Origin of the sequence: Calothrix anomala FACHB-343 (genome assembly GCF_014696435.1) — a bacterium.
GTDB lineage: Bacteria > Cyanobacteriota > Cyanobacteriia > Cyanobacteriales > Nostocaceae > Aulosira > Aulosira anomala_A.
On the sequence record NZ_JACJQG010000003.1, the window covers coordinates 13,658 to 37,987 of the forward strand.

Consider the following 24,330-nt stretch of genomic DNA (forward strand, 5'->3'; position numbering starts at 1 on the left):
CTAGAGAGGGGGCAGGGGGCAGGGAGCAGGGGGACAAGGAAGACAAAGGGGACAAGGAGGAAAAGGAGGAAAATTGTACAGACGCGATTAATCGCGTCTCTATTGATCGCCCAATGCCCCATGCCCCATGCCCAATGCCCAAAAAGCATCTTAGCTTTTTTGGGTGTTGTTGCTAAAAAATTCTGAATTCTCTTTTTTATTAGCTGCAAATTGCAAATTGCTTACATTCCCTTGGCGTACACCAGATTCAACTTGCCAAGCTGTAACTGGTGTTCCCCGTAAAATACCGGATAAAGCTACAGAAAGCATAAATCCACCTGTAGCCGCAGCAACTAAAGTCAAATTGTCTTTCACCTGAATCTCCAAATCCAAAATTGGTCTGTGTACTAATTAATGTTCACAACGAGCTAAATTATTTCCGAATACTATTCTGTCGTCGTAAACGCGGATTGACAAATTCATTTAAACCTTCACCAAGTAGTGATAACCCTACCACCATTAATGTCATTGCTAAACCGGGAAACAGTGTAGTCCACCAAATCCCTGTGGATAATCCTTCTAGTGCTAGTTTTAAATCTCTTCCCCATTCGGGAACGGTTTCTGGTAATCCTAAACCTAAAAATCCTAAACCGCCTAAAACTAAAATTGCATCGGCGGCGTTGAGGGTAAATAATACAGGTACGCTTTGAATAACGTTGAAAAATAGATAGCGCGATAGCACAGTCCAAGTAGAAGCGCCCATTGCTTGTGCCGCTTCGATAAATACTTCGGTTTTGACGCTGACGGTGTGGTTGCGCACAACTCGGTAATATTGGGGAATGTAAGCAATACTAATAGCGATCGCGGCATTTAATATCCCCCGTCCCACAATAAATGCCAGTGTTACTGATAGTAGTAATCCCGGTAGTGTATAAATACTATCCATGATAAACAGCAGGATTTTATCTAGTCTGCCGCCAAGATAGCCGCTAACCATGCCTAAAGGCACGCCAATTAACATACTTAAGGCTGTTGCTAAAATCACCACTTGCAAAGCAGCTTGAGCGCCAAAGATGGTTCGAGAAAAAACATCATGTCCTAAAAGACTAGTACCAAACCAATATTTACCAGAAGGTGGATCGTAAACGGGGTTATTTAACAACTCTGTGGGACTTTGTAGCCATCCCCAAGCTTGAAATACGGGTGCAAAGAAAGCTAGGAAGATAAAAAATAGAGTAATGGCTAACCCGATCAACATTAACACTTGAGAAAGATTCGGATTTTTGGGAAAGCGTAAAAATGACGGCATTTGCCGTTTTGTCATGGCCATGAGCGATCGCCTACATTGAGCGAGATACGCTGACCATTTTACATATCATTTGTCAATGGTCAGTAGTAGAGACGCGATTAATCGCGTCTGTACAATTGTCAGGTGTTTATCTCATGTCTTCACCTTATCTACTGGGTTGGGTAATAAAGCTAAAATTCCGAAAAAGCAAGCTCAAGTGGTGAAATTTAATATATCTGAGCAATTGTGTTGTTAAGAATTGTCATGAAAATAGAAATTATACTGAGGTATTTTATTTGTTAGTAAAATAAAATACATAAATACGGATTATAAGTACTGAAAATATCTCATTATCGTCAACGAGGTGGAAACCAATGGAAGGCGATCGCAATCATGACTTAGAACAGCGCGAACGCGATCTCAGACAGCGCGAAGTGGAATTAAGACTTCGGGAAATGGAAGCGGATCTCAATCCTTCTAATGCACCTTTTCATAAAACTGTCAAGCATCCGTCAGAAAAGTTCTCTCAACCTTGGATGAAAAAAGCCATTCTTGGTTTACAGCTTTTTGGACTTGGCGTGGCGGTTTTGGTTGCTGCAAGGATAGCCGCAGCTGTCGCGGGAATTGTAATGTTTGGCGCGCTGGTTTGGATGGCTTACAAGCTGTTTCTGGAATCTCCCAAAAATAAACCTTAATTTAGAGAGTCAATATGACTAATCAAGTTGCGGCTGACAGATTTCTCAACGATTTAGAACGTGTAGCGCAAGTCAGAGCAAAAATGGCTGTATGTTTGAGCCAACTTGCTGACACAATTAATCAAGCAGAATTAGCTGGTGAATCTTCTTCTGGTAAACTGAGTTTAGAACGAGATATTGAAGATATTACAGCAGCTAGTAAAAATCTGCAAAAAGGTGTATTTCGCCTATTAGTATTAGGCGATATGAAACGAGGTAAAAGTACGTTTCTTAACGCCTTAATTGGTGAGAATTTATTACCCAGCGATGTGAATCCTTGCACGGCTGTATTAACAGTTTTACGCTACGGGCCGGAGAAAAAAGTCACAATTCACTTTAATGATGGTAAAAGTCCGCAACAGCTAGATTTTCAAAGCTTTAAATATAAATATACTATCGATCCAGCAGAGGCGAAGAAATTAGAACAGGAGAAAAAACAAGCTTTTCCTGATGTTGATTATGCTGTGGTTGAATATCCTTTAGCTCTTTTAGAAAAGGGAATTGAGATTGTTGACAGTCCTGGATTAAATGATACAGAAGCGCGGAATGAATTATCTTTAGGATATGTCAATAATTGTCATGCAATTTTGTTTGTCATGAGAGCATCTCAACCTTGTACTTTAGGTGAGCGTCGCTATTTAGAAAATTATATTAAAGGTCGAGGATTGAGCGTTTTCTTCTTAATTAATGCTTGGGATCAGGTAAAAGAATCGCTCATAGATCCTGATGATGTGGAAGAATTAAGCGCCGCCGAAGCGAGATTGAGACAAGTATTTCAAGCGAATTTGGCAGAATATTGCTATGTAGATGGACAGAGTATTTACAATGAGCGTGTATTTGAACTTTCCTCAATTCAAGCACTGAGAAAAAGATTAAAAAATCCCGAAGCTGATTTGACTGGAACTGGGTTTCCTGAGTTTATGGGATCTTTGAATACATTTCTTACCAGAGAACGTGCGATCGCGGAATTGCGACAAGTCAGAACCTTAGCGCGACAAGCTTGTAATCACACTCGCGAAGCCATAGATAGACGATTACCATTGCTGGATAAAGATGTCAATGAATTGAAACAAAAAATTGATTCTGTAGAACCAGAATTTAAAAAGTTGACAAATATCCGCGATCAATTTCAAAAAGAGATTATCAATACTAGAGACACCCAAGCGAGAAAAATTTCCGAATCATTCCGCAGCTATGTTTTAGGCTTAGGCGATACCTTTGAAACAGATTTCTTACGCTATCAACCAGAGTTAAATTTATTCGATTTTCTCAGTATTGGTAAGCGAGATGCTTTTAATACGGCTTTGCAAAAAGCGTTTGAGCAATACATTACTGATAAATTTTCAGCTTGGACTTTAACAGCAGAAAAAGATATAAATGGCGCATTTAGAGAACTTTCTGTAAGTGCGGCACAATATGGCGCATCTTATAGCCAAGTTACAGACCAAATTACCGAAAAGTTAACCGGACAACAAGTCAAAGTACATGCATCTTCTACTACTGAAGATGATAACTCTCCCGGATGGGCAAAATGGGCGATGGGGTTGTTATCTTTATCGCGAGGTAATTTAGCTGGTGTGGCGTTAGCTGGCGCAGGATTTGATTGGAAAAATATCTTATTAAATTACTTCACTGTGATTGGTATTGGCGGTATAATTACAGCAGTAACAGGTATTTTTCTGGGGCCGATTGGCTTTGCATTGCTAGGTTTAGGTGTAGGCTTTCTCCAAGCAGATCAAGCGCGGAAAGAATTAGTAAAAACAGCCAAGAAAGAGTTAGTTAAACACCTACCCCAAGTAGCTCACGAGCAATCGCAAACTGTATATGATGCAGTTAAAGAATGTTTTGATGTTTATGAAAGAGAAGTGAGCAAGCGAATTAACGACGATATCACATCTCGCAAATCGGAATTAGATAATCTCCTCAAGCAAAAAGCCACACAAGAAATTAATCGCGAAGGTGAATTAAAGCGGCTGAAAAGTTTGCAGGAACAGGTGATAGAGCAATTGCAAAAAATTGAAGCTGCCTATAGTAACTTAATCGCTTACTATAGTTAAATCCTCATCACAGATAATACTAAGAGATGACTAATATTTTATCATCTCTTATCTCTGCGCCCTCTGCGTCTCTGTGGTTGAATAAATTATTTTTTAACCGCAGAGACACGGAGAACACAGAGAGATGTCTTGGTATTAGATATACAAGTCAAAAAGATATGCAAAAACAATCTGAAAGTTATCAGGATTTAGTAAACGCGCTTAAATCTGCATCTAAATTGCTAAATTTAGAGCGCAACTCACAACTAGTTCAAGATATCAATACTATTTCTCATTATCTGACTAATCCTAACTTTCAGATTGCAGTATTTGGCCCTTTTAATCATGGTAAATCTACCTTATTAAATGCCATTTTAGGAAATCGCACTTTACCAATTGATTTAATTCCCACTACAGGCGCGGCGATTACTGTTAAATATGGTAGCGATTTACGCACGCGAATTATGTTAAGAGATGGTACCGAAATTTATCGTAGCGGTACCGAAATTTTACAGCAATATGCAATTCTGGATGGGAACAGACAGATGCGTCAAGATGTAGCATCTGTAGAAGTTTTTTGTCCCCATCCGTTTTTAGCCAGGGGTATAGAATTATTAGATTTACCTGGTACAAACGATCGCGAAGCCCAAGATATTTTAGTACGCGATCGCCTATTATCCACAGATTTGGTAGTACAATTACTTGATGCACGCAAGTTAATGACTTTAGGCGAACGGGAAAACCTGCGCGATTGGCTACTAGATAGGGGTATTAAAACGGTTATTTTCGTTGCTAATTTTATTAACTTACTCGAACCCGAAGAACAACAGCAAGTACAAAATCGCCTGCTATTTGTTGCGGAAAGTTTTCGCGCTGAATTACCGCCAGGATTTAGTAATTTATATCGTGTAGATGCGTTACCTGCGTTAAGAGCGAGATTAAAAGGTGATGCTGCTGGTGCTACGAGTAGCGGGTTAGCAACCTTTGAAGCAGCTTTGCAAAATATAGTCACTATTTTACAACAAAATCGGGGCGATGTGCGATTACCGAGAGTGCAGGCGATCGCTTCCCAAATTCAATTAAATTTACAAGCAAAAATTGACCCTCTACTCAAAGAAGTTAAGTCTTTTGATGAGAAAGAGAATGCAAAAATTGAAGTTAAACAAAAAGCCGCTAATTTAATTCAACAAGGCTTAAATAAGAGTTTTACTGAATTACGCAATTGGCTAGAATTAACCAATCTGCTGAAGAAATATCAAACTGAGGCTACAGTTGCAATTGCCGAAGATAAATTTAAAACTTGGCAAATCGGTACTTTAAAAAAAGACCTCAGCGAGTTACAACTAAATATTATGAAATGGCTGTATCAAGCTTACGAATTTTTTAAAGAAGAAAGGCCAGAAGATTTATCTATTCCCTTACCTAGCGAACCACAAATTACATTACCGCCAAAACCAGGGAGTAATAACGATTTAACAGAACCTGCTGGTGCTGTTGCAGTTGGTGGTGGTATTGGTTGGTTATTAGGGGGGCCTGTAGGTGCGGCGGTAGTTGGGAGTATTTCTTATTTATTAAACAAAAATATTCAAGAAACTGACGATAAATCAGCACAGGAATCCTATCATCAGCAAGTTGCGAAAATTTGCATAGGTGTGACTGAAGATTATTTCACTGAATTGAGCAATCAAGGATTAGCTATTTTAGGAGAATTTGAGTATAAAGCTAAAAGGGTAACTCGTTTTTCTGGTAGTCCAGAACCGCTAGAAATTGCTCATAAAAGACAAGATTTACAGCAATTACAAATTAGTTTTAATCAATTAGTACAACAGTTAAGTAAGGCTAAAGTACCGACAAATTATCAACCTTATCGAGAAACACCTAAATATATACCATATACCCCACCAGTTGAAAAGGAACAAACAACTTATTCCCAAAAAGAAAAAGCGAATAATTCTACATCCTCAACATATAGATATTCCTATAAAACTGCTGAGACTAATCAAGCCAATTCAAATCAGCGCGTGAATACATCTCCTCCACCCAAAGCTTCAACTTCACCCAATCCCGCAGAAGTAGACACAAATTTTCGCAATTGGGAAATCGATCAGGAGATAGCAAGAATGAAAGCTGAAATGCGTTCTCCTGGTTATCAAGCTAACAAACAACAGCAGAAGACATCCCAAAGTAATAAAGCACCGCAGCAACCAAAAACTCAAGCCGAAAAAGATAAAATTACTCGCGCTTATAGTATTTTAGGTTTACAGCCTGGTGTATCCATTAATGAAGTGAAACAGGCTTATAAAAGCTTAGTAAAAAAATGGCATCCAGATTTATTTGTAAATCAGCCACAATTACAAAAACAAGCTCAAGAAAAAATGCGATTAATTAATGAAGCTTATACCATTTTATCGGATTAATCTCAATCCTGAGAATACAGGAGTAAACTGAGGAAGATACAATTACAGCAATTTCAGATAAGTTGTAAAAGGAAAATTATATAACGAACCGCGAAGTGCGCTAAGTACGCGAAGAAAGATAAGAAAGAGGATTTTCACAAATAATGTAAGGTTGCTGTATTTACCAAACTTTACTCATATTCAAAATAAACCCAGGTAACACCGGATCTCCACTGACTGTATCAGGATTATCTAAACATTCTGTAGATAAACCAGGACGATAAATATAAACTTGACGATTTTGACGATCGATTAACCAGCCTAATTGTATTCCTGGTTCGCGCATATATTCTGCCATTTTATCCTTGAGAGGTTGGAGATTATCGCTAGGCGATCGCAATTCAATCACAAAATCTGGACAAATAGGTGCAAATCTTTGTTGTTGTTCAGAAGACAAACTATTCCAGCGTTCTAATTTCATCCAAGAAACATCAGGGGATCTATCTGCACCATTTGATAGCTTAAATCCTGTACTGGAGTCAAAACAAATACCTGTACCATCTTTTTCTGCCCAAACTCCTACCTGTAAGGCAATATTGAAGTTACGATTGCCAGACTCTGAACCCGTGGGTGGCATAATTGATATCTCTCCTAATGTATTACGCTCAATACGTAAGTCACGATTTACCTGACAAAACTCAAAGAATTGTTCGTCTGTCATTTGCATTGATGGTGGAAGTTGCAACACCAAGGGAGATGAGAACATAATGCTTACCAGACTAACTTTTATCTTTATTTTCACGCATAAATATAAAGGCGCAAAGTTTTACCTTCGCGCCTGAAAAACAGACAATAGGAAATGATTTTCAGACTTACTTGTTAGGCTGGGGTGTCATCCGCAAGTAAGGTTTGATTACCTCGTAACCTTTGGGGAATTTCTCCTTCAACACTTCTGGATCTTTCAAAGAGGGGACAATTACTACATCATCTCCATCTTTCCAGTCAGCTGGTGTAGCTACGCTGTAATTATCTGTTAGTTGCAGAGAATCAATGACTCGCAACAGTTCATCAAAATTGCGTCCTGTGCTGGGGGGATATGTGAAACTCAGACGTAGCTTTTTGTTAGGATCGATGACAAAAACCGATCGCACTGTCACAGATGCATTAGCATTGGGATGAATCATATCGTACAGGTCAGAAACCTTACGATCTGCATCTGCCAAAATTGGGTAGTTGAGAGTTGTACTCTGGGTTTCTTCAATATCACCCACCCATCCGTTGTGAGATTCTACATCATCAACGCTGAGAGCGATCGCTTTGACATTGCGCTTGTCAAATTCTGGTTTTAGTTTAGCAACCGTCCCTAATTCGGTGGTGCAAACAGGTGTAAAATCGGCAGGGTGAGAAAACAGCACTACCCAGCTGTCACCTGCCCATTCGTAAAAATCTATATCGCCATGTGTAGAGGCTTGAGTAAAGTTGGGTACTGTATCACCTAGACGCAGAGTCATGAGAGCTTCCTTGTAGTTAGAAGGCATTAAGTATTCTACTACGCAAACGTGACATAAAACCCCGGTTTTCCCATCGGGTTAAGAGACGCGAAAGAAAATTTGATATTACGTAATTTCCCTTAAAAAAGCTCAATGAAAAGGCAGAGGGCAGACGGCAGAAGGCAGAAGGTATGCTTATAAAAAGGGATTAGAGGGTAAGTCAGAGAGATTTTTATATGAGGGGTGAGTTGAAAGATTTATTTCTTCCTTGTCTCCCTAAGATTTCCTGGTATGCGGCGATAGTTTGGCGAGCGATCGCATCCCAACTATAATTTTGTAGTGCATATTGTTTGGCGTTTATTCCCCGACGTTGGCGTTCTTGGGGATTTTCTAAAGCCGTTTGCAATAAATTTACCAGTACTTCGACATCTAATCCACCTACCCAGCCTGACTGACTTTCCTGTATTTGGTGACAAATATGCACTTGGTCGGAAATTACCACAGGAATTCCTGCTACCATCGCCTCAGCCACAGCAATACCAAAATTTTCATAGTAGGAAGGCAAGACGAACACATCAGCAGCTTGCATTAAACTAGCTTTTAGCTCGCCAGTGACAAAGCCTGTAATTGTACAGTGCGATCGCAGTGATGAATTGTGAATTTTTGTAATGATACTTTGTTCATAATCGGGATCTTGGGGATTTGTTCCAGCCAAGACAAAATGAAAATTAAAACCAATCGCTAATAGTTTTTCTAAAGCGGGAATTAACAAATTCAACCCTTTTTTTGGGTCAATCCGCGACATAAATAATATTACAGGTACATCACTCAGAATCCCTAATTGATGGCGGACTAAATTCTTTTGTTGTTCGTTGGTAAATTTAGGCGGAATCACACCCAAAGGAATTACTAAATCTTGCGTATTTACCCCAAATTTTGAGGATGTTTTCGCTTCGCGATCGCTAGTAAAATGAATTGCAGATGCACCAACCAAATTTTGCTTTTCAATAATAGCTGCATATAACTGTTTTAATAATTTCTTTTTCCGTAAATCAGCCGGATCGAGAGTTCCCAAAGGTCGCAAAATATAAGGTAAACTTTGCTGACGACAGATAGTAGCCGCCATACTACTCACAGGAGAGAATAAAGCATGAATATGCGCCAAATCAAACTCACCAGCATGACATTTTAACCAAGCAAGTAAATCTAGAGAAAACTTATAACGACGAAACGGCGCACAACGAAAATAAATTATTTCATACCCATCTTGTTTAACAGGAGAATTTAACGGAACATCCAGAGGTTTTTGTCCATTATCACCATTACTATCAGTAGTAATTAACGTAACCTCTACACCTTCCCTTACCAAAGCCGGAGCCAATCCTAACACCATTTGACTAGGCCCCCCATAAACAAGAGAAACAGAAGGAACAACCTGTAATATTTTCATAAATTCATCCATCCCTCCAACATAACCTCTTCTCTGCGCCCCTTTGCGTAAACCTCCGCGCCCCTTTGCGTTTAAAATTAAAATTTACTATTAACAACTTCCTGATAAAAATCTAACTGCTGTCGCGCCAAAGCCTGATTCGTATATTTATCCATCACCTTTTGATACCCCATACACCCCAACCTCATAGCAAATTCAGGGTTATCAATTAATTGCGTTAAGCAACTCCCTAAAGCCTGAACATCTCCTTCCGGGAATACCAAACCAGCATCACTAATTACATGAGGAATCTCACCAGAATTAGAACCAATCACCGGAACTTTGCAAGCCATCGCCTCAATAATTACATGACCAAATTGTTCCTTCCAGCCAATAGCAGTTAAAGTTTTAAATTTATATGTAGTTTCTGATGGCAAGACTAAAGTACTCATCAAATTAATATATTCAGGTACTGCATTATGGGGAACGCTTTCAATAATAATTACTCGTTCTTGAATTTGATTCTCTGCTGCTATCTTCAGTAATTCCGTCTGTAAGTCTCCCCTTCCCAATAAAAGTAGCTTCCAAGATTTATCTTTGATACTAATCAATGCTTGTAAAAGTGTTAATAAACCCTTCTCTGGCACAAATCTACCCACAAATCCGACCACAAAATCACTAGATAAAATACCTAATTGATCAGCTAACTCTGGTTGCGTTTGAGGAGTAAATAATTGCTCATCTACACCTAACTGCGGCATAACCTTTATCGGTCTTTTATAGCCTTTTTGTCTGAATATTTCTGCCCCATCTTGATTACCACAAATAATCCCGTGGCTGTGACTTAGGTTATATTTTTCTAATAAAGCAACTGGTAATTTTAGTTTATAGGGTAAATTCCACCAAGTAAAAAAAATATTTTTGGCATTTAAACCCAAAAGTAAATTTAGTGCGATCGCTTGAGTATAAGCCAGTCCTCTAGAACCTTGTTCTACCTGAATTATATCAGGGCGAAACTGTTGTAATAAAGCGATTAAATCTGTGCCAAATGTGAGTAATCCTTGCTGATTTTGACTAAAATTAGCAATAGGTACAATTTTAAATGCACCTTCATCGCGGTATTCTGTGGCGATAATTTTATTTTGTACGCCACCAGGTCGCCATCTTTTAGGAACAACAACCGTAACCTCAATTCCCGATTCTAGTTGAGATAAAGCGCGTAATTTTTGGCAATTTAAGTCTACAATATAAGTATGGCTAGCAACTAAAATTTTCATAGCTAATATCATTAATATAGGAAAATTGATCAGGCAGGTAATTCCCACCCTAAAAACAAGGTTTATATATTTGCAAACTAATTAAAATTTTGTTGGTCAAGACGACTATAGATTTGTCCATCATTCCAAATTGATTGAATGACAGTCCATAAAGCTTTGAGAAAACCCAAAATATAGAAACAGCCACGAGTCAAGATTTTGATAGGAGAACCGCTTTTATGACAAGGAGGTCGTCCCAGTACGTGACAATCAAATAAACGGGCGTAAAGGCGTAAAGCTTGGCTAACCGTCAGATTTTTCAGACCGAGTAAAAAATGATTGTGGTAAAAGGTGAGTTGATATTCGAGCGATCGCATACTAATATCATGACAACCCCCAGTCTCTTCACCCAAATGCACTAAATTAGCCTCTGGGTCGTACCAAATCTTATATCCTGTCTGTCGCACCCGCAAACAAAAATCTGATTCTTCGCGTACAGCACTACCGCGAAACCTTTCGTCAAATCTCAGCCCATATTTAGTAAAAATTTCCCGACGAAAAGACATATTACAACCCCTAGCTGTTAACACTTGCTGAGGTTTAATAGTGTGAACTAAATCTATGTGATACCAAGCAACTCCCGGTTCCATGGCTTCCGGAGGAAGATATTCAATTTCCAACTCTCCTCCAGAATCGCCTAATTTCATTCTGTCAAATACTCGTCCCGCAACAGCCCCTACTTCTGGTTTTTGCAAATAATTTTTCACATGGGCTGATAAAAACTCTGGCTTTAATTGAACATCATCATCAATAAATAAAATTATGTCACCCTGTGAGCGACGGATACCATAATTACGCGCCCCTGGTAAACTCGCCCAATCTAAACGGAACCATTTTATTTTACCTGCTGTTGTCATTTCTTCTAGGTAACTTTGAATTTCTGGTTGATGTTTTGGCGTTTGGTCTACTACTAGAACTTCAAAATTCGGATAATCTTGTTTAAGGATATCTACTACAGTATCTCTTAATGCTTCTTCACGATAATAAGTAGGAATAACTACAGAAATTAAAGGTAAATCACTCATGATTTTTTATAGCTAAATAGATCAAATTAATTTAGATGCTGTTGCATAAAGGTTATCAAAAAAGTCATTGTATTTTACGGCATTATGAAAATTTTTGGCTTGAGTGAGCGCACCTAAACTGAGATATTCATAATGCGATCGTTTATCATTTCTGTCAAAAAATTGGAGGATTTTTTGCAGTGCTGCTTCTGCTAAATAATCATAGGTGCTATTTACAATTTCCCAATATTCATCAGTTTTGGTTTTTTCTCCATGCATCCAATTAAGCCAATGACGTATTTCATTAATAGGTAATTCTAAGTGATAGCCATTTTCACCAGGATGTACAAATTCTGGTAAAGCACATATATTAGTAGTAATAGCCGGCGTAGCTACTGAAAAACCTTCAATTACGCTATAGCCATAAGTGTCATGTAATGTAGCTAAAATTTGAAAATGGCTTTGTGATAATAAATTTAAAACTTGTTCGTTAGGAATATTTTGATATAAACTGACATTTTGTAAATCTAATAACTTTAAGTCATCTGCATATTTAGATGAATCGGGATAATCAGTAGGTACTCCTGCACCATGTTTTAAGCCAGAAACTATATGTATATGAATAGGTAATCCTAATATTTCTGCTTTTTTGGCTAGTCTTAAAGCAACAATTCCACCTTTACGTGCTAAATGGTTACCCACAAATATTAGTTGTAATTTATCATTTGGATTGTATGTTTTATGCTGATTAGTTCTAACTGCAAAATTTGGCGAAATAACAACTAATTTTTCCTGTAGTTTATGAGCAATAGACCAATCTTGCGTTCTGTTGATAAATCTCAGTTTGGCATAATCGGATATAGCTATTAAGTACTGACAATTTTCTAAAGCTAACCGCTCGTTCAAGATATTATAAATTTTTTCTGCAAACTTATTTTTAGGATTTCTATATAAAAATCTATGGTCTTCAAAAGTGACGAACCAAGGTTTATTGGTATATTGTATGCTATTAAAAGCATGAATAACCTGATACTTTTTATTAAAAGCTTGCCAAGAATTTAAACTGTTAAAAGGATGCCAAAACCTTTCTAAGGGATACCTGCCTGAAGGAAATGGTTTAGAGCTAATTAATGTATGTCTAGAGTTTCGAGGTAGGTTAGGAATACTAAGATGTTTTTCTCCGGCTATGAGTATTGTTATCATTTGAATATTGTTAATTAAATTAAATATTTTTTATTGTATGTAAAAAAATGATTTTTAATACCGCTCGTGCAAATTATGAACATAATTAGATTAAGCTAAATCTTGAATCTAGCCTAGTCTACAAATAAGTATCTGCCCTCCGAGAGTTTACGGTACTATTTTATTGATGATTTATTTGTAGATAATTTCTTAAGTTAATGAGCGTTTTCTTTTAGCTTTAGATTGCGCTGCTATATTTTCTTGATCTTGTTGATCTAGTAAAGGTAATTTAAACAGAACTCCGGCGAAAAACCAGTAATAAATGGCGACTGGATCGACATCTAGAGGATAATAATAGGTGTTATAGCTAATAAATACTATAAATACCCACAAAGCTGCGCCATAACTTCGTAAGTTCCGATTTTTTAGGGAACGATAAGCTTTAAAACTAGTTTTTGTGAGAGTAGTAACCAAAAGTAAGAAGCCAATTAATCCGCAAATTCCCACTTCATAAATTACTTTAGGATAGTAGGTTTCTATAAGTTTTGTTTCTCCCATTGAACGAGCAGAATTAGTGGCTCTTCCTAAGCCATTTCCTAATGGGTTATCGAGATTTTTTAAGGTATCGTTAAATTGCTGAATTATAAACTCTTGGGGTGGAGCAGCTTCCCAACGAGTAGTGAAGCTATCCAATCTTTCTTGAACTACTTCTGGGTTATTTACCATTGCAATTCCCAGAATCGTCGCCAATCCTAAAATGATGGGTATAAAACGTTTAAAGTTGGCAATTTGACCTGTTAAAAACAGCAACACTATAAAGCATGTTGGAACTAATGCTAAGGCAATTCTCTGCCCTGAAATTACAGCATTAATAAAGACTGCGGCTAAGGAACCTAAACTGATAAATCGCCAAATTATCGCTGGATCTGTAAAGCCAGTTGCAAAGTTAAAAAAGGTGCTAGAAATTAAAAACCATGCCCATTGCCAAGGCGCTACAAAAGTTCCAGGGAGGCGAATTACTCCTTCTTCGGGACTATATAATAATGAGCCACCAAAGTAACATCGCGCTTCTAAAGTAGCTCTAAATAAGGCATCTCCTACATAACCTCTGGTACCCTGACATACGCCAGTTAGTAATAATAAATATTGGATAAATCCCAGGAAGCAACAAACTAATGTGAGGACAACTTGTAGCCGAGATAAAAATAGAAAGTCTTTTTGATTGCGAATTAAATAATAAGCGCAACTAATCAGGGGAACATAGCCTAAAAATACTTTGAGTCCTAAAATACCCATACCTAAAGGTATTTCCTTGACTGGTTTTTCTAATAGTCCTACAGGCGGCGGGTTAAACTGCTGTCCACCATTAATAAATAGTAAGGTTAATAAACAAAAGCCTAATAATATAAATAAGGGAATTTTAATAGCTTTGGGAATAATGAAAGGTAACCCCTGTTGGCGACAATTTTGCCAAATTCCGATTAAGGCGGGAATATAAAAAGCGTCTTTAGCTAATTGCAATATAGGGCTATTACCGATGTAATAAGTAATAGTGCCGCCAAAGGGAACATAAATTATAAAAGCAAATAAAGCTTGACGGGGATATTTGTAAGCTAAGGAAAGAATAATAATTGCTAAAATGCCGGGAACTGCTGCTTTAATTCCACCTGCGGCAAACAGTATTATACCCAAGAAGAAACCGCCACCGACGGCGGCGGTTAGTAAACTAATAAATTCTTTTTTGGCTAGGTTAGCTTTGCGCTTTTGGGCTAGCTGTTCTTTGAGGCTAAGGGTAGGCTTTTCAGATTGCGATGCCTGCGGCGGGCTACGCCTACGCTTTTTCGATTTTCCAACTTTAGAAGATTTTTTCTGGGGTTTCGCCATTGGTTTCAGTACTGTAGTGCTGAGTCTGAATTACGTATAACTCAGCACTACAGCACTGTTTATCCTAAGTGTTGCTGGACTTGAGAAACTAGTTCGTTTGTCCAGTGGTGAGCCAATTCTGCATTGGCCGCTTCCACCATAACTCTGATAACTGGTTCTGTGCCAGAAACACGCACTAAAATTCTGCCAGCATCACCCATTGCTGTTTCGGCTTGGGCGATCGCTTTTTGTAGGGGTTCGCAATCTTTCCAAGCCATGCGGCGATCGCGATCTAATACGCGCACGTTCTTTAATAGTTGTGGGTATGTCTGAAAGCTTTGGTCTACCATTTCATGAAGTTCTACGCCAGCTTCTTTAATTAAAGCTGCTATATGCAAAGCTGTTAACAAACCATCTCCGGTCATGCCATAATGCAGACACAAAATATGACCAGACTGTTCGCCGCCTAGCATTCCCCCAGTGCGTAACATTTCGGCTTGCACATATTGATCGCCCACAGCAGTGCGAATTAATTTTCCGCCTAGCTGTTCCCAAGCCCTTTCAAAGCCTAAGTTAGCCATCACGGTGGAAACGATCAAATTATCTGGTAGCTGTTGCTGTTGCTTGAGGTGGCGTCCCCAGAGGTAAAGAATGTAATCGCCGTTAACTTGTCTCCCTGTACTATCTACAGCTAACACGCGATCGGCATCGCCATCAAAAGCAAAACCAACGTTAGCGTTATGTTCTTGTACTGTAGCTTGCAGCATTTCTAAATGGGTAGAACCGCAATCAACATTAATGCGATCGCCATCTGCTTCATTATGCAAGCAAATAACCTCTGCCCCCATTTCCCGAAAAACTTTTGGGGCTAACCCCACAGCTGCACCCCAGGCTAAATCTAAAACAATCTTCATTCCCTGAAGATTTACTGCACCTTGCAAAGGTTGCTTTAACGCATCACCATAATTTGTCACTAATTCTTGACGCGAATAATGGCGTCCGCAATTATTTACACCAATAACAGCTTTATTACCCCGCAGTCCGGCTTCAATTTCTGCTTGCAATGCTAGTGGTAACTTTCCACCATCTGCACCAAAGATTTTAATCCCGTTGTCTTCTGGTGGATTATGGCTAGCAGAAATCATCACCCCGCCGATAGCATCTGTAATGCTTGTCAGATAAGCAACGCATGGTGTAGGACATAAACCTAAATACCAAACCTCAATTCCGGCTGCTGTTAACCCTGCACTCAAAGCCATTGCTAACATATCGCTGGAGTTTCTGGAATCCTGTCCGAGAATTACCGGGCCCAAGCGCTTGGCGTGAGTCTGTAAAACAATCCCCGCCCAATAACCGATTTGCAATGCTAAAGGTGCATTGAGTAAGTCTCCTACTCGTCCGCGAATCCCATCTGTACCAAACAAGGGATTTTTTGGTAGCGATATTAAATTTGGGGCAAAATTATTGGCGATAATATTGTCTGCTATTGCAGAAACTTCATTAAGTCCGCTTTGAGTTCGAGTTATTGATGAAACCATATCTTAAAACACTCCACACAATCACACAGGAGAATAGCACTTTATACTTTGTTCAACAATTCTGACTTATTACCGCTTAATTTGCATAAGTAACTAGATCATAAAAATCACGGGTATCACATTTATCAGTGTTAATGCTTACTTGTGACCCCAATTGCTTGATAGTAATTTTTGAAAAAATCACTGCATATTTACTGATACCAGTTTTGGCGATCGCGATTTTTTGTTTTTTATCCCATTAAAATTAACACGTTTACTTAAATATATTTGTGATTTTTAGAGCATATCTCTAATATAAGAATACTGTTTACTAGAGAAAATACTTATTAAATTTTCTGGTTATTCGTGAAGATTCCTTAATTTCTTGGAGAACCGGAAATTAATAAATCATCTCTGCCAGCGGGGAATCTCCGTGTTTACATGCCCCAGTGTACTGTATGGAACTAAGGGATTTCCGGCGCAAAAGGTTAAATTAAGTTTTTTTATGCCAAATTACTATCGTAAATTTGCTAATGCTGTTAATATACTCTCAAATGCTGTTCTAAAGATTTATACGAATACAACCTCCAAAAATAGTAGCTGTATAAATTTGTGTCGCATACGAATTCATACGTATGAAGCAACTACTCATACTTTGTGTTGGCTAACTATGAGTTAGTCAAATTTGGGTAGTAAATAAACTCAAACCATCAATCAGACAAATTTAACTAATTGAAGTAGATCGTCAAGAAAAGCCTATGACGCGCAATTTATATGCTTTACTGGTGGGAATTGATGAATACGTATATCCCATTTCCCCACTTCAGGGTTGTGTTAATGATATCTATGCCATCCAAGAGTATTTAGAAGGACGGATAGATACAGGTGAATATCAGCTACATTTACGGACACTGTTAAATAAAGAAGCTACTCGACAAGCAATTATTGATGGTTTTCGTCAACATCTGTGTCAAGCGGAAAGTGAGGATGTAGCGTTTTTCTATTATGCAGGGCATGGTTCTCAACAAGAAGCACCGCAAGAGTTTTGGACTATAGAGCTAGATAGACTCAATGAAACCATCGTTTGTTACGACAGTCAAAAGTCGGGGGAATGGGGTTTAGCGGATAAGGAGATGGCAAAGCTGATTGCAGAGATTGCCCAGAAAAACCCTCACATTACAATTATTATGGACTGTTGCCATTCTAGCTCTGGCACTCGTGGCGATTTAGAAACAGATACCGCAGAGCGAAAAGCGCCTATTGATAGCAGAAAACGCCCATTAGAAAGCTTTCTTGTATCTCCTTTAGAGGTTGAACAACTATTAACTGAACGCAATCTGGTAAAAGCACCCACAGGTGAGAATTTACCGCGAGCCAAGCATATTTTTTTCGCAGCTTGTCGAGATAGCGAAACAGCCAAAGAATATGCGATTAATGGACAACGTCGGGGAGCATTTTCTTATTTCCTCGTGGATACTTTAAAAAAAGCCAATGGCAATTTAACTTATAGAGATTTATTCAAACGGACTCATGCTTTAGTTCGGAGTAAGGTATTAGCGCAATCCCCGCAATTAGAAGCCACAGACTTAGATGATATAGAACAACCCTTTTTAGGAGGAGCGATCGCGCAACACAAACCTTACCTAACTGTCAGCTATCATCCAGATTACCAGTGGGTAATTGATGCGGGTTCAGTGCATGGAATTCCCCAACCTTCAGGGGAAGAAACAACCTTACTCGCATTATTCCCCTTTGATAGCTCCCCACAACAGATGCAGAAATTGTCCGCCGCTATAGGTGAAGCGAAAGTAATTGCAGTTAAGCCACAACTGAGTTTAGTGCAAATTAGTGGTATTGCAGCTTTAGAACCAGAGATGACTTTTAAAGGTGCGATCGCGAGTCTACCTTTACCACCAAAAGGAGTTGTAATTACAGGCGAGCCAGCAGCAGTAGAATTAGCCCGCACCGCCTTACAGACAATTAACGGCTCAAACCAGCCCTCCCTCTATTTAAAAGAAGTTGCAACCCCGGAAGAAGCCGAATTTAAGTTACTTGCTCGTAATGGACAATATACAATTACTCGCCCAGCCGACGATCGCCCCTTAGTTGCACCAATTCAGGGTTATACAGAAAAAAATGCCTTGCAAGCAATTGAGCGATTAGAGCATATTACCCGTTGGACAAACATTGCTGAACTCTCAAGTCCTGCTACCAGTAGTATTCCCGCCGATGCAGTGCAAATAGTCATTTATCAAGAAGATAAAGAACTCAAAGATTCTGAGATTAACTTGCACTATCAACAGCAAAATGGTAAGTGGCAAGGCCCTGCTTTTAAACTCAAGCTCAAAAATACTAGCAATCAAGAACTATTTTGCGCCCTCCTAGATTTAACAGATAGTTATGCAGTTAGTCCCGAACTATTAGAAACTGGAGGGATTTGGCTTAAACCAGGACAAGAAGCTTGGGCATTAAGAGGAGAAAACATCTATCCGACTGTGCGAGAAAAACTTTGGAAACAGGGAATCACTCAAAGCCGAGATATTCTTAAGCTAATTGTTAGCACAGCTGAATTTGATGCTACCTTACTCAAACAAAATGAACTAGATTTACCTTTCTTCCCGGAAAGAGAAGTAGGGCGAGGAAACGGAACCCTCAACCGCTTAATGAAGCGCGTCCAATCTCGCGACTTGAGAGCCGCACCAGAAGAAGAAGAACTTTATGATGACTGGATTACCAGTCAAATCCACATTACTACCGTGCGCCCAAGGGCATAGGGACTTCAACTACCTGGTGATCAGATCCCCGACTTCTTAAAGAAGTCGGGGATCTAGCAACCCAGCAAAATTAGAATGCTTGGTGGTTCCATCAATTCAGCTTTTTGATAATTTTTGCGTAATATCATGTCCGGGTAATTAGTTATGATTCCCATAGTCACTGCACCCCACACGCCAGTCCGCTCAAGTCGGGAAACCCGCCCACGCGGCTGGCTCCCCTTAATCCCCACCCCGCAAGCGGGAAGGGGACACAAAGCATCGCTTTGTTGGGGTGGGGTTCTTGAGATTTAGTAAGTAATCAAGCGGACATGATATAAGTCCCGATCTAAGTCAGACACAAGTCAGTCATACTCAGGTATGAACTAAGTATGCAGTGGAGTTAGATCGATATATAGGTTTTTAACCAGTACAAAAAATCACTAACAAAATAACTATTTTTATGTCGGAGTTCTCTAGAAATCTAGCATTTATCATTGGCATAAATAATTACGCAAACGGTATTTCACCTTTACAGAATGCTGTTAATGATGCCAGAAAAATAGTTGAAATACTGCGAGAAAAGCATGAATATAAAGTATGGGTATGTTTAGACGAAGTAGCTACCCTGAAAAATTTAAATCAACTTTTAGAAAAAATTTTACCTGAACAAGTTTCTGAAAATGACCGCTTGCTGTTTTACTTTGCTGGTCATGGGATAGCTTTAAATGGCGATGATGGCCCAACAGGTTATTTAATTCCTCAAGATGCCAAATTGAATGCTACTGAAACTTATCTGCCCATGACCAAATTGCAGGAATCCTTAGAGAAATTACCTTGTCGTCATTTCTTAGGAATCCTGGATTGCTGTTTTGCAGGAGCATTTCGTTGGTCAAGCACCAGGGATTTATTAACTACGCCAGAAGTCATCCACAAAGAACGCTACGATCGTTTTATTACCGATCCCGCTTGGCAAGTAATTACTAGTGCTGCCTATGACCAAAAAGCTTTAGATGCCTTCGTACTCAAATCGGAACGTGGTCAAATAGGTAATCATTCCCCCTTTGCAGCAGCATTAATAGAAGCACTTGCAGGGAAAGCCGATATTTATCCTCCTTCTACCAATGGTAAACCCGCAGGAGATGGAGTCATCACTGCTACTGAACTCTACTTATATTTACGGGATGCAGTAGAACCAGCCACGGAAGGAAATCACCAACGCCAAACCCCTGGAATTTGGCCTTTAAAAAAGCATGATAAAGGCGAGTATATTTTCCTGACCCCTGGACATGAACTTAACTTACCGCCCGCACCACCTTTGGATGCTAATAACAATCCCTACCGAGGTTTGGAATCTTATGAAGAGGAACACAGCAAACTGTTTTTTGGTAGAAGTAAACTGGTAGAAAAATTACATGAGTTTGTTAAAACTAATCCCTTGACAGTAGTTTTAGGTGCTTCTGGTTCAGGTAAATCTAGTTTAGTCAAAGCAGGATTAATTCCCCAACTCCGGCAAGATAATACTCAAAAATGGGAAATCTTAGAACCTATCCGTCCTGGTGAGACTCCCTTACAAGCGTTAAGTAATGCCTTAAGAAATGCCCAATTACCAGAAATACCAGCCCAAAACCCAGAGCAGAAATTAGCAATGAGCATTGATGCTTGGGCTAAAAATCACCCTAAATCTAAGTTATTACTGTTTATTGACCAAAGTGAAGAAATTATTACTCTCTGTCAAAACGAGGATGAACGTAAGGAATTTTTCCAACAGATACTCACAGCAATTAATGTTCATCGCCAGAGATTACGAGTAGTTTTATCCTTACGTTCTGACTTTGAACCCCAAATCAGAGATGCTGGTTTAAAATTTGTCCCCAGTTCCCTGAACTTAGAAAATACGGTACTGAGAAATAACTGGTATAGCGGAAGATTTATTGTACCAGCGATGACAAGAGGAGAATTACGCGAAGCAATTGAGAAACCCGCAGAAGCACGGGTAATGTATTTTCAGCCCCACGAATTAGTAGAACAATTGATTGATGAAGTAGCGGATATGCCGGGAGCATTACCCCTGCTGTCTTTTGCCTTGAGGGAACTTTATCTCAGATATTTAAAGCGACAACGTGATGCAGAAAATAGAGGTATCACAATTGACAGAGCGCTAACTCAGGCAGATTATCAAGATTTAGGTGGAGTTATCCAATCATTGACTCAAAAAGCTGATGCAGAATATGAGGCTTTAGTTCAAGAAAATTCCACTTATGAGCATATTATCCGTCAAGTAATGTTGCGGATGGTTGCCCTTGGTGGAGGTGAATTAGCACGCAGACGAGTACCGCTATCAGAACTAGAATATCCGCCTCCTAAACATGATTTAGTTAAAGAAGTAATTGAGCATTTTACCAAAGCAAGGTTACTAGTTACAGGAGAAGATGCTGAAGGTAATTACTATGTAGAACCTGCCCATGATGCTTTGGTGCGGGGATGGCAAAAACTGCTGGGGTGGAAGCAAGAAGATGAACAAATTTTAGTTCTGCAACGAGAGTTAACTCAGGCGGTACAGAAGTGGGCAAATTTTAAAAATCAGGACAAAGAACAACAACAAGGAATTTTAGGCAAGACTGCACCTGTTTTGGTGGCGTTAGATCGAATACTATTACCTATTGAAAACTTCGTGAATAAAATTCCTGAAAAATTAGCTGAAAAATTACGACGCGCGGAGAATCAGCAAGGACAACGGAGAAATAAATCCACAGAGTTTTTGTGGGATACAGATCCTTATCTTGAAGTGTTAGATGAAAAGCTTAAATCTGATGAAAACTGGTTTAACCAACTAGAAACTGAGTTTGTGCAGAAAAGCTTATTGCAAAAACGCCAGAATAGTAGTTGGCGCTGGCGAATTGCGATCGCTGTTATGCTGGGCTTGAGTGGGTTGACTATCGCTGCTTTAATCGGTCAGAGAAACGCCCAGATTGCTCAAATTCAGGCGACAATAACTTCTTCAGAAGGGCGCTTTGCTGCACAGCAAGAACTTGATGCTCTGCTAGATAGTCTTAGGGCGACAAAACAGCTACAAACATTACTTTTAGGAAGCCATGACTCTCAAATGAAAGCCCAACTCGCTCAAGTTTTGCAGCAAGCAGTATATGGAGTGAGAGAGTCCAATCGCCTGGTAGGTAATGGTAAGCCGTTAGATTGGGGTGTTGATGGACAAATAAGTTGGAGTCCCGATGGACAGACTCTCGCTTTTGCAAGTGGAGACAATACTGTGCAATTGTGGAGACAGGATGGAAGCAAACCAAAAATTCTCAAGGGTTATAGTACCAAAGTGCTGGGAGTTAGTTGGAGTTCCGATGGCAAGATTCTGGCTACTGTTAGTAAAGTTGGAGAGGTGAAACTCTGGAAGCCAAATGGCGAATTGTTCAAAGCGTTCAAAATTGAAGGAAGTTCCCATTGCTACCAACCATACAGCGTTAATTGGAGTCCTAATGCTGAACTCCTAGCTCTTCCCTGTTTGAACGACATGATTCAGTTGTGGAAGCCAGATGGCACCTTGTTTGCAACCCTTAAAGATTCTAATTTACATCAGGGCGTCTTTAGTGTGAGTTGGAATCCCGATGGAAACACACTCGCCTCTGGTGGTGCAGATGGAAAGGTTCGGTTATGGAAGCCAGATGGCACCTTGATAAAAACTTCCAATAACTATGGATATTGGGTGATTGGTGTAAGTTGGAATCCTCACGGGCAGATCCTAGCTACTACTGGTGGTAATATGGTAAAACTACTACAGCCAGATCTCACAGAGCTAACGTCCGTCGAAGCAAAAGGCCATGGGCTAATCAGTTGGAATCGCGATGGTCAAATTCTAGCAGCTGCTGGGAGTAATGACGGAACTGTGAAATTGTGGAAATGGGATGGCAATAAAAGACTGAGTCCCTTAACTACCTTCCATACTTCTACGCCCATTGCTAGTATCAAATGGAGTCCTGATGGAGAAACCCTGGCTACTCTTAGCAGTAGCGATGGCACGGTGAGGTTGTGGAAAAAAAATAATCCCTTGCTGATCACCCTCAATAACCACAGCCAGGAAGTTAATGATGCAAGTTTTAGCCCAAATGGGGAATTATTGGCGACGGCTAGTGGCGATAGAACAGTGAATTTGTTGCAGCGAGATGGCACTTTATTAAAAACTCTCACCGTTGAGAGTGGGGTCAATAGCGTGAGTTGGAGTCCTGATGGACAGACCCTAGCCTCTGCTGAGTTTAACACCGTAAAGTTGTGGCATCCGGATGGCACGCTCCTCAAAACCCTTCCAGGTCATAGCAATAACGTTTATAGTGTCAGATGGAATCCTGATGGGCAGGTTCTGGCATCAGCGGCCGGAGATGGCACTGTGAAGTTATGGCAGCGAGATGGTACACTTTTGCAAAATCTCATTCAGATCGCGGATGGAGACTGGGGTTATGATGTCAGCTGGAGTTCTGATGGAAAGCTGCTGGCAGCAGCCTATAGGAATGGTAAGGTATTTTTACTACAACGGGATGGGAAGCAGATCGCAAAATTTGATAATACTTTCAATAACAGGGTCAGTTGGAGTCCCAATGGGAAAATTCTAGCGACGAGTGGGGGGCTAGGGAGCAACAATGTAGAGCTTTGGCAGCCAAATGGTAATTTAATGAAATCTATTCAGGTCGGTAGTGATGGTGTCGATAAAATCGCCTGGAGGCCTAATGGGCGGATGTTCGCTACCACTTCACGAAACAGTATAAAGTTGTGGAAACTAGATGGTACATTATTGACTACCCTGAAAAATCATACCGATCAGGTGAATAGCGTTGCCTGGAGTCCCGACGGAAAAATTCTGGTTTCAGCTAGCAAAGACCAAACCGTGAAGCTATGGCAACTACATGAAAACTTGGATAATCGGCTACTAGATGATTTACAAGTACAAGCTTGTCATTGGATGGGTGACTATCTCCAAAATAACCCCAATGTTAATGAGAGCGATCGCCATTTGTGTGACAATGTGCCCAAGTTAGTTGACAAATAGCTAGACAAGAGCGATCGCACTCTCTAATTCTGGGAATAAAAAGTGCGATCGCTATTTTTGATTAATTGTTTGCTTGAAAAACAAACTATGGTTCTCTATCTGTTCCCGGCGAGAGCGTTGATTTGGGTGTGATTGTTGGAGCTTGTTTCAGTTGTTGTTTTTCTAACTTGCTATTTTGCTTGTTTGATGCATCAGATTTCGCTTCACCACCTCTATCTGTTGCTGGAGAAAAATCTGATTCTTCTTCTATTTCCAAAGCTTGTTTAATTTCTTGATTTTCCATACGGTTTTTGCAC

16 protein-coding genes are annotated in these 24,330 nt (G+C 39.6%); 5 read left to right on the plus strand and 11 right to left on the minus strand.

Translation table 11 applies throughout. The features are described from left to right. Nucleotides 1–150 precede the first annotated feature (150 nt). Both H6G08_RS01890 and H6G08_RS01895 read right to left on the minus strand, forming a co-directional pair. On the minus strand, nt 151–354 hold the full coding sequence (locus H6G08_RS01890) for a hypothetical protein (protein ID WP_190538612.1): 204 nt from the start codon (nt 352–354) through the stop codon (nt 151–153). A gap of 58 nt (nt 355–412) precedes the next feature. After that, nucleotides 413–1,309 carry an ABC transporter permease gene (locus H6G08_RS01895; protein WP_190538613.1) on the minus strand — a complete coding sequence of 299 codons (897 nt, stop codon included), beginning with the start codon at nt 1,307–1,309 and terminating at the stop codon, nt 413–415. Between the two features lie 332 nt (nt 1,310–1,641). On the opposite strand from H6G08_RS01895, the gene H6G08_RS01900 reads away from it, so the two are divergent. The 3 genes from H6G08_RS01900 to H6G08_RS01910 all read left to right on the plus strand — a co-directional run bounded on the left by H6G08_RS01900 (nt 1,642) and on the right by H6G08_RS01910 (nt 6,454). Then, nucleotides 1,642–1,962, plus strand: coding sequence for a DUF3040 domain-containing protein (locus H6G08_RS01900; RefSeq protein WP_190538614.1), 321 nt, complete (start codon nt 1,642–1,644; stop codon nt 1,960–1,962). Nucleotides 1,963–1,976: 14 nt separating this feature from the next. Then, nucleotides 1,977–4,058 (plus strand): dynamin family protein, encoded by a 2,082-nt coding sequence (locus tag H6G08_RS01905; protein ID WP_190538615.1) that lies wholly within the window; start codon nt 1,977–1,979, stop codon nt 4,056–4,058. Between the two features lie 158 nt (nt 4,059–4,216). Next, on the plus strand, nt 4,217–6,454 hold the full coding sequence (locus H6G08_RS01910; RefSeq protein WP_190538616.1) for a dynamin family protein: 2,238 nt from the start codon (nt 4,217–4,219) through the stop codon (nt 6,452–6,454). 160 nt (nt 6,455–6,614) lie between these two features. Here the strand turns inward: H6G08_RS01910 and H6G08_RS01915 are convergent, their stop codons facing one another. The 8 genes from H6G08_RS01915 to glmM all read right to left on the minus strand — a co-directional run bounded on the left by H6G08_RS01915 (nt 6,615) and on the right by glmM (nt 16,255). Continuing rightward, nucleotides 6,615–7,199, minus strand: a complete 585-nt coding sequence (locus H6G08_RS01915) for a Uma2 family endonuclease (protein ID WP_190538617.1) — start codon at nt 7,197–7,199, stop codon at nt 6,615–6,617. Nucleotides 7,200–7,305: 106 nt separating this feature from the next. Then, complete coding sequence (locus H6G08_RS01920) at nt 7,306–7,944, minus strand: peroxiredoxin (protein WP_190538618.1); 639 nt, start codon at nt 7,942–7,944, stop codon at nt 7,306–7,308. Nucleotides 7,945–8,155: 211 nt separating this feature from the next. Continuing rightward, the gene (gene hpsP, locus H6G08_RS01925; RefSeq protein WP_190538619.1) at nt 8,156–9,373 is read right to left on the minus strand and encodes a hormogonium polysaccharide biosynthesis glycosyltransferase HpsP; all 1,218 of its coding nucleotides are present in this window, start codon (nt 9,371–9,373) and stop codon (nt 8,156–8,158) included. A gap of 77 nt (nt 9,374–9,450) precedes the next feature. Further along, entirely contained in the window at nt 9,451–10,629 is a 1,179-nt protein-coding gene (gene hpsO / locus H6G08_RS01930) for a hormogonium polysaccharide biosynthesis glycosyltransferase HpsO (RefSeq protein WP_190538620.1), read from the minus strand. 77 nt (nt 10,630–10,706) lie between these two features. After that, nucleotides 10,707–11,693: a hormogonium polysaccharide biosynthesis glycosyltransferase HpsN gene (gene hpsN, locus H6G08_RS01935; RefSeq protein WP_190538621.1), complete on the minus strand. Its 987-nt coding sequence runs from the start codon at nt 11,691–11,693 to the stop codon at nt 10,707–10,709. A gap of 21 nt (nt 11,694–11,714) precedes the next feature. Next, nucleotides 11,715–12,875 (minus strand): glycosyltransferase family 4 protein, encoded by a 1,161-nt coding sequence (locus H6G08_RS01940; protein ID WP_190538622.1) that lies wholly within the window; start codon nt 12,873–12,875, stop codon nt 11,715–11,717. Nucleotides 12,876–13,064: 189 nt separating this feature from the next. Further along, nucleotides 13,065–14,738: a hormogonium polysaccharide biosynthesis protein HpsL gene (gene hpsL, locus H6G08_RS01945; protein ID WP_190538623.1), complete on the minus strand. Its 1,674-nt coding sequence runs from the start codon at nt 14,736–14,738 to the stop codon at nt 13,065–13,067. Between the two features lie 59 nt (nt 14,739–14,797). Then, nucleotides 14,798–16,255, minus strand: coding sequence for a phosphoglucosamine mutase (gene glmM, locus H6G08_RS01950; RefSeq protein ID WP_190538624.1), 1,458 nt, complete (start codon nt 16,253–16,255; stop codon nt 14,798–14,800). 737 nt (nt 16,256–16,992) lie between these two features. Here glmM and H6G08_RS01955 point away from each other — a divergent pair. Beyond that, on the plus strand, nt 16,993–19,008 hold the full coding sequence (locus H6G08_RS01955; RefSeq protein WP_190538625.1) for a caspase family protein: 2,016 nt from the start codon (nt 16,993–16,995) through the stop codon (nt 19,006–19,008). Nucleotides 19,009–19,447: 439 nt separating this feature from the next. After that, nucleotides 19,448–24,034 carry an nSTAND1 domain-containing NTPase gene (locus tag H6G08_RS01960; RefSeq protein ID WP_190538626.1) on the plus strand — a complete coding sequence of 1,529 codons (4,587 nt, stop codon included), beginning with the start codon at nt 19,448–19,450 and terminating at the stop codon, nt 24,032–24,034. 85 nt (nt 24,035–24,119) lie between these two features. On the opposite strand, the gene H6G08_RS01965 is transcribed toward H6G08_RS01960, so the two are convergent. After that, nucleotides 24,120–24,317 (minus strand): hypothetical protein, encoded by a 198-nt coding sequence (locus tag H6G08_RS01965; RefSeq protein WP_190538627.1) that lies wholly within the window; start codon nt 24,315–24,317, stop codon nt 24,120–24,122. Nucleotides 24,318–24,330 lie beyond the last annotated feature (13 nt).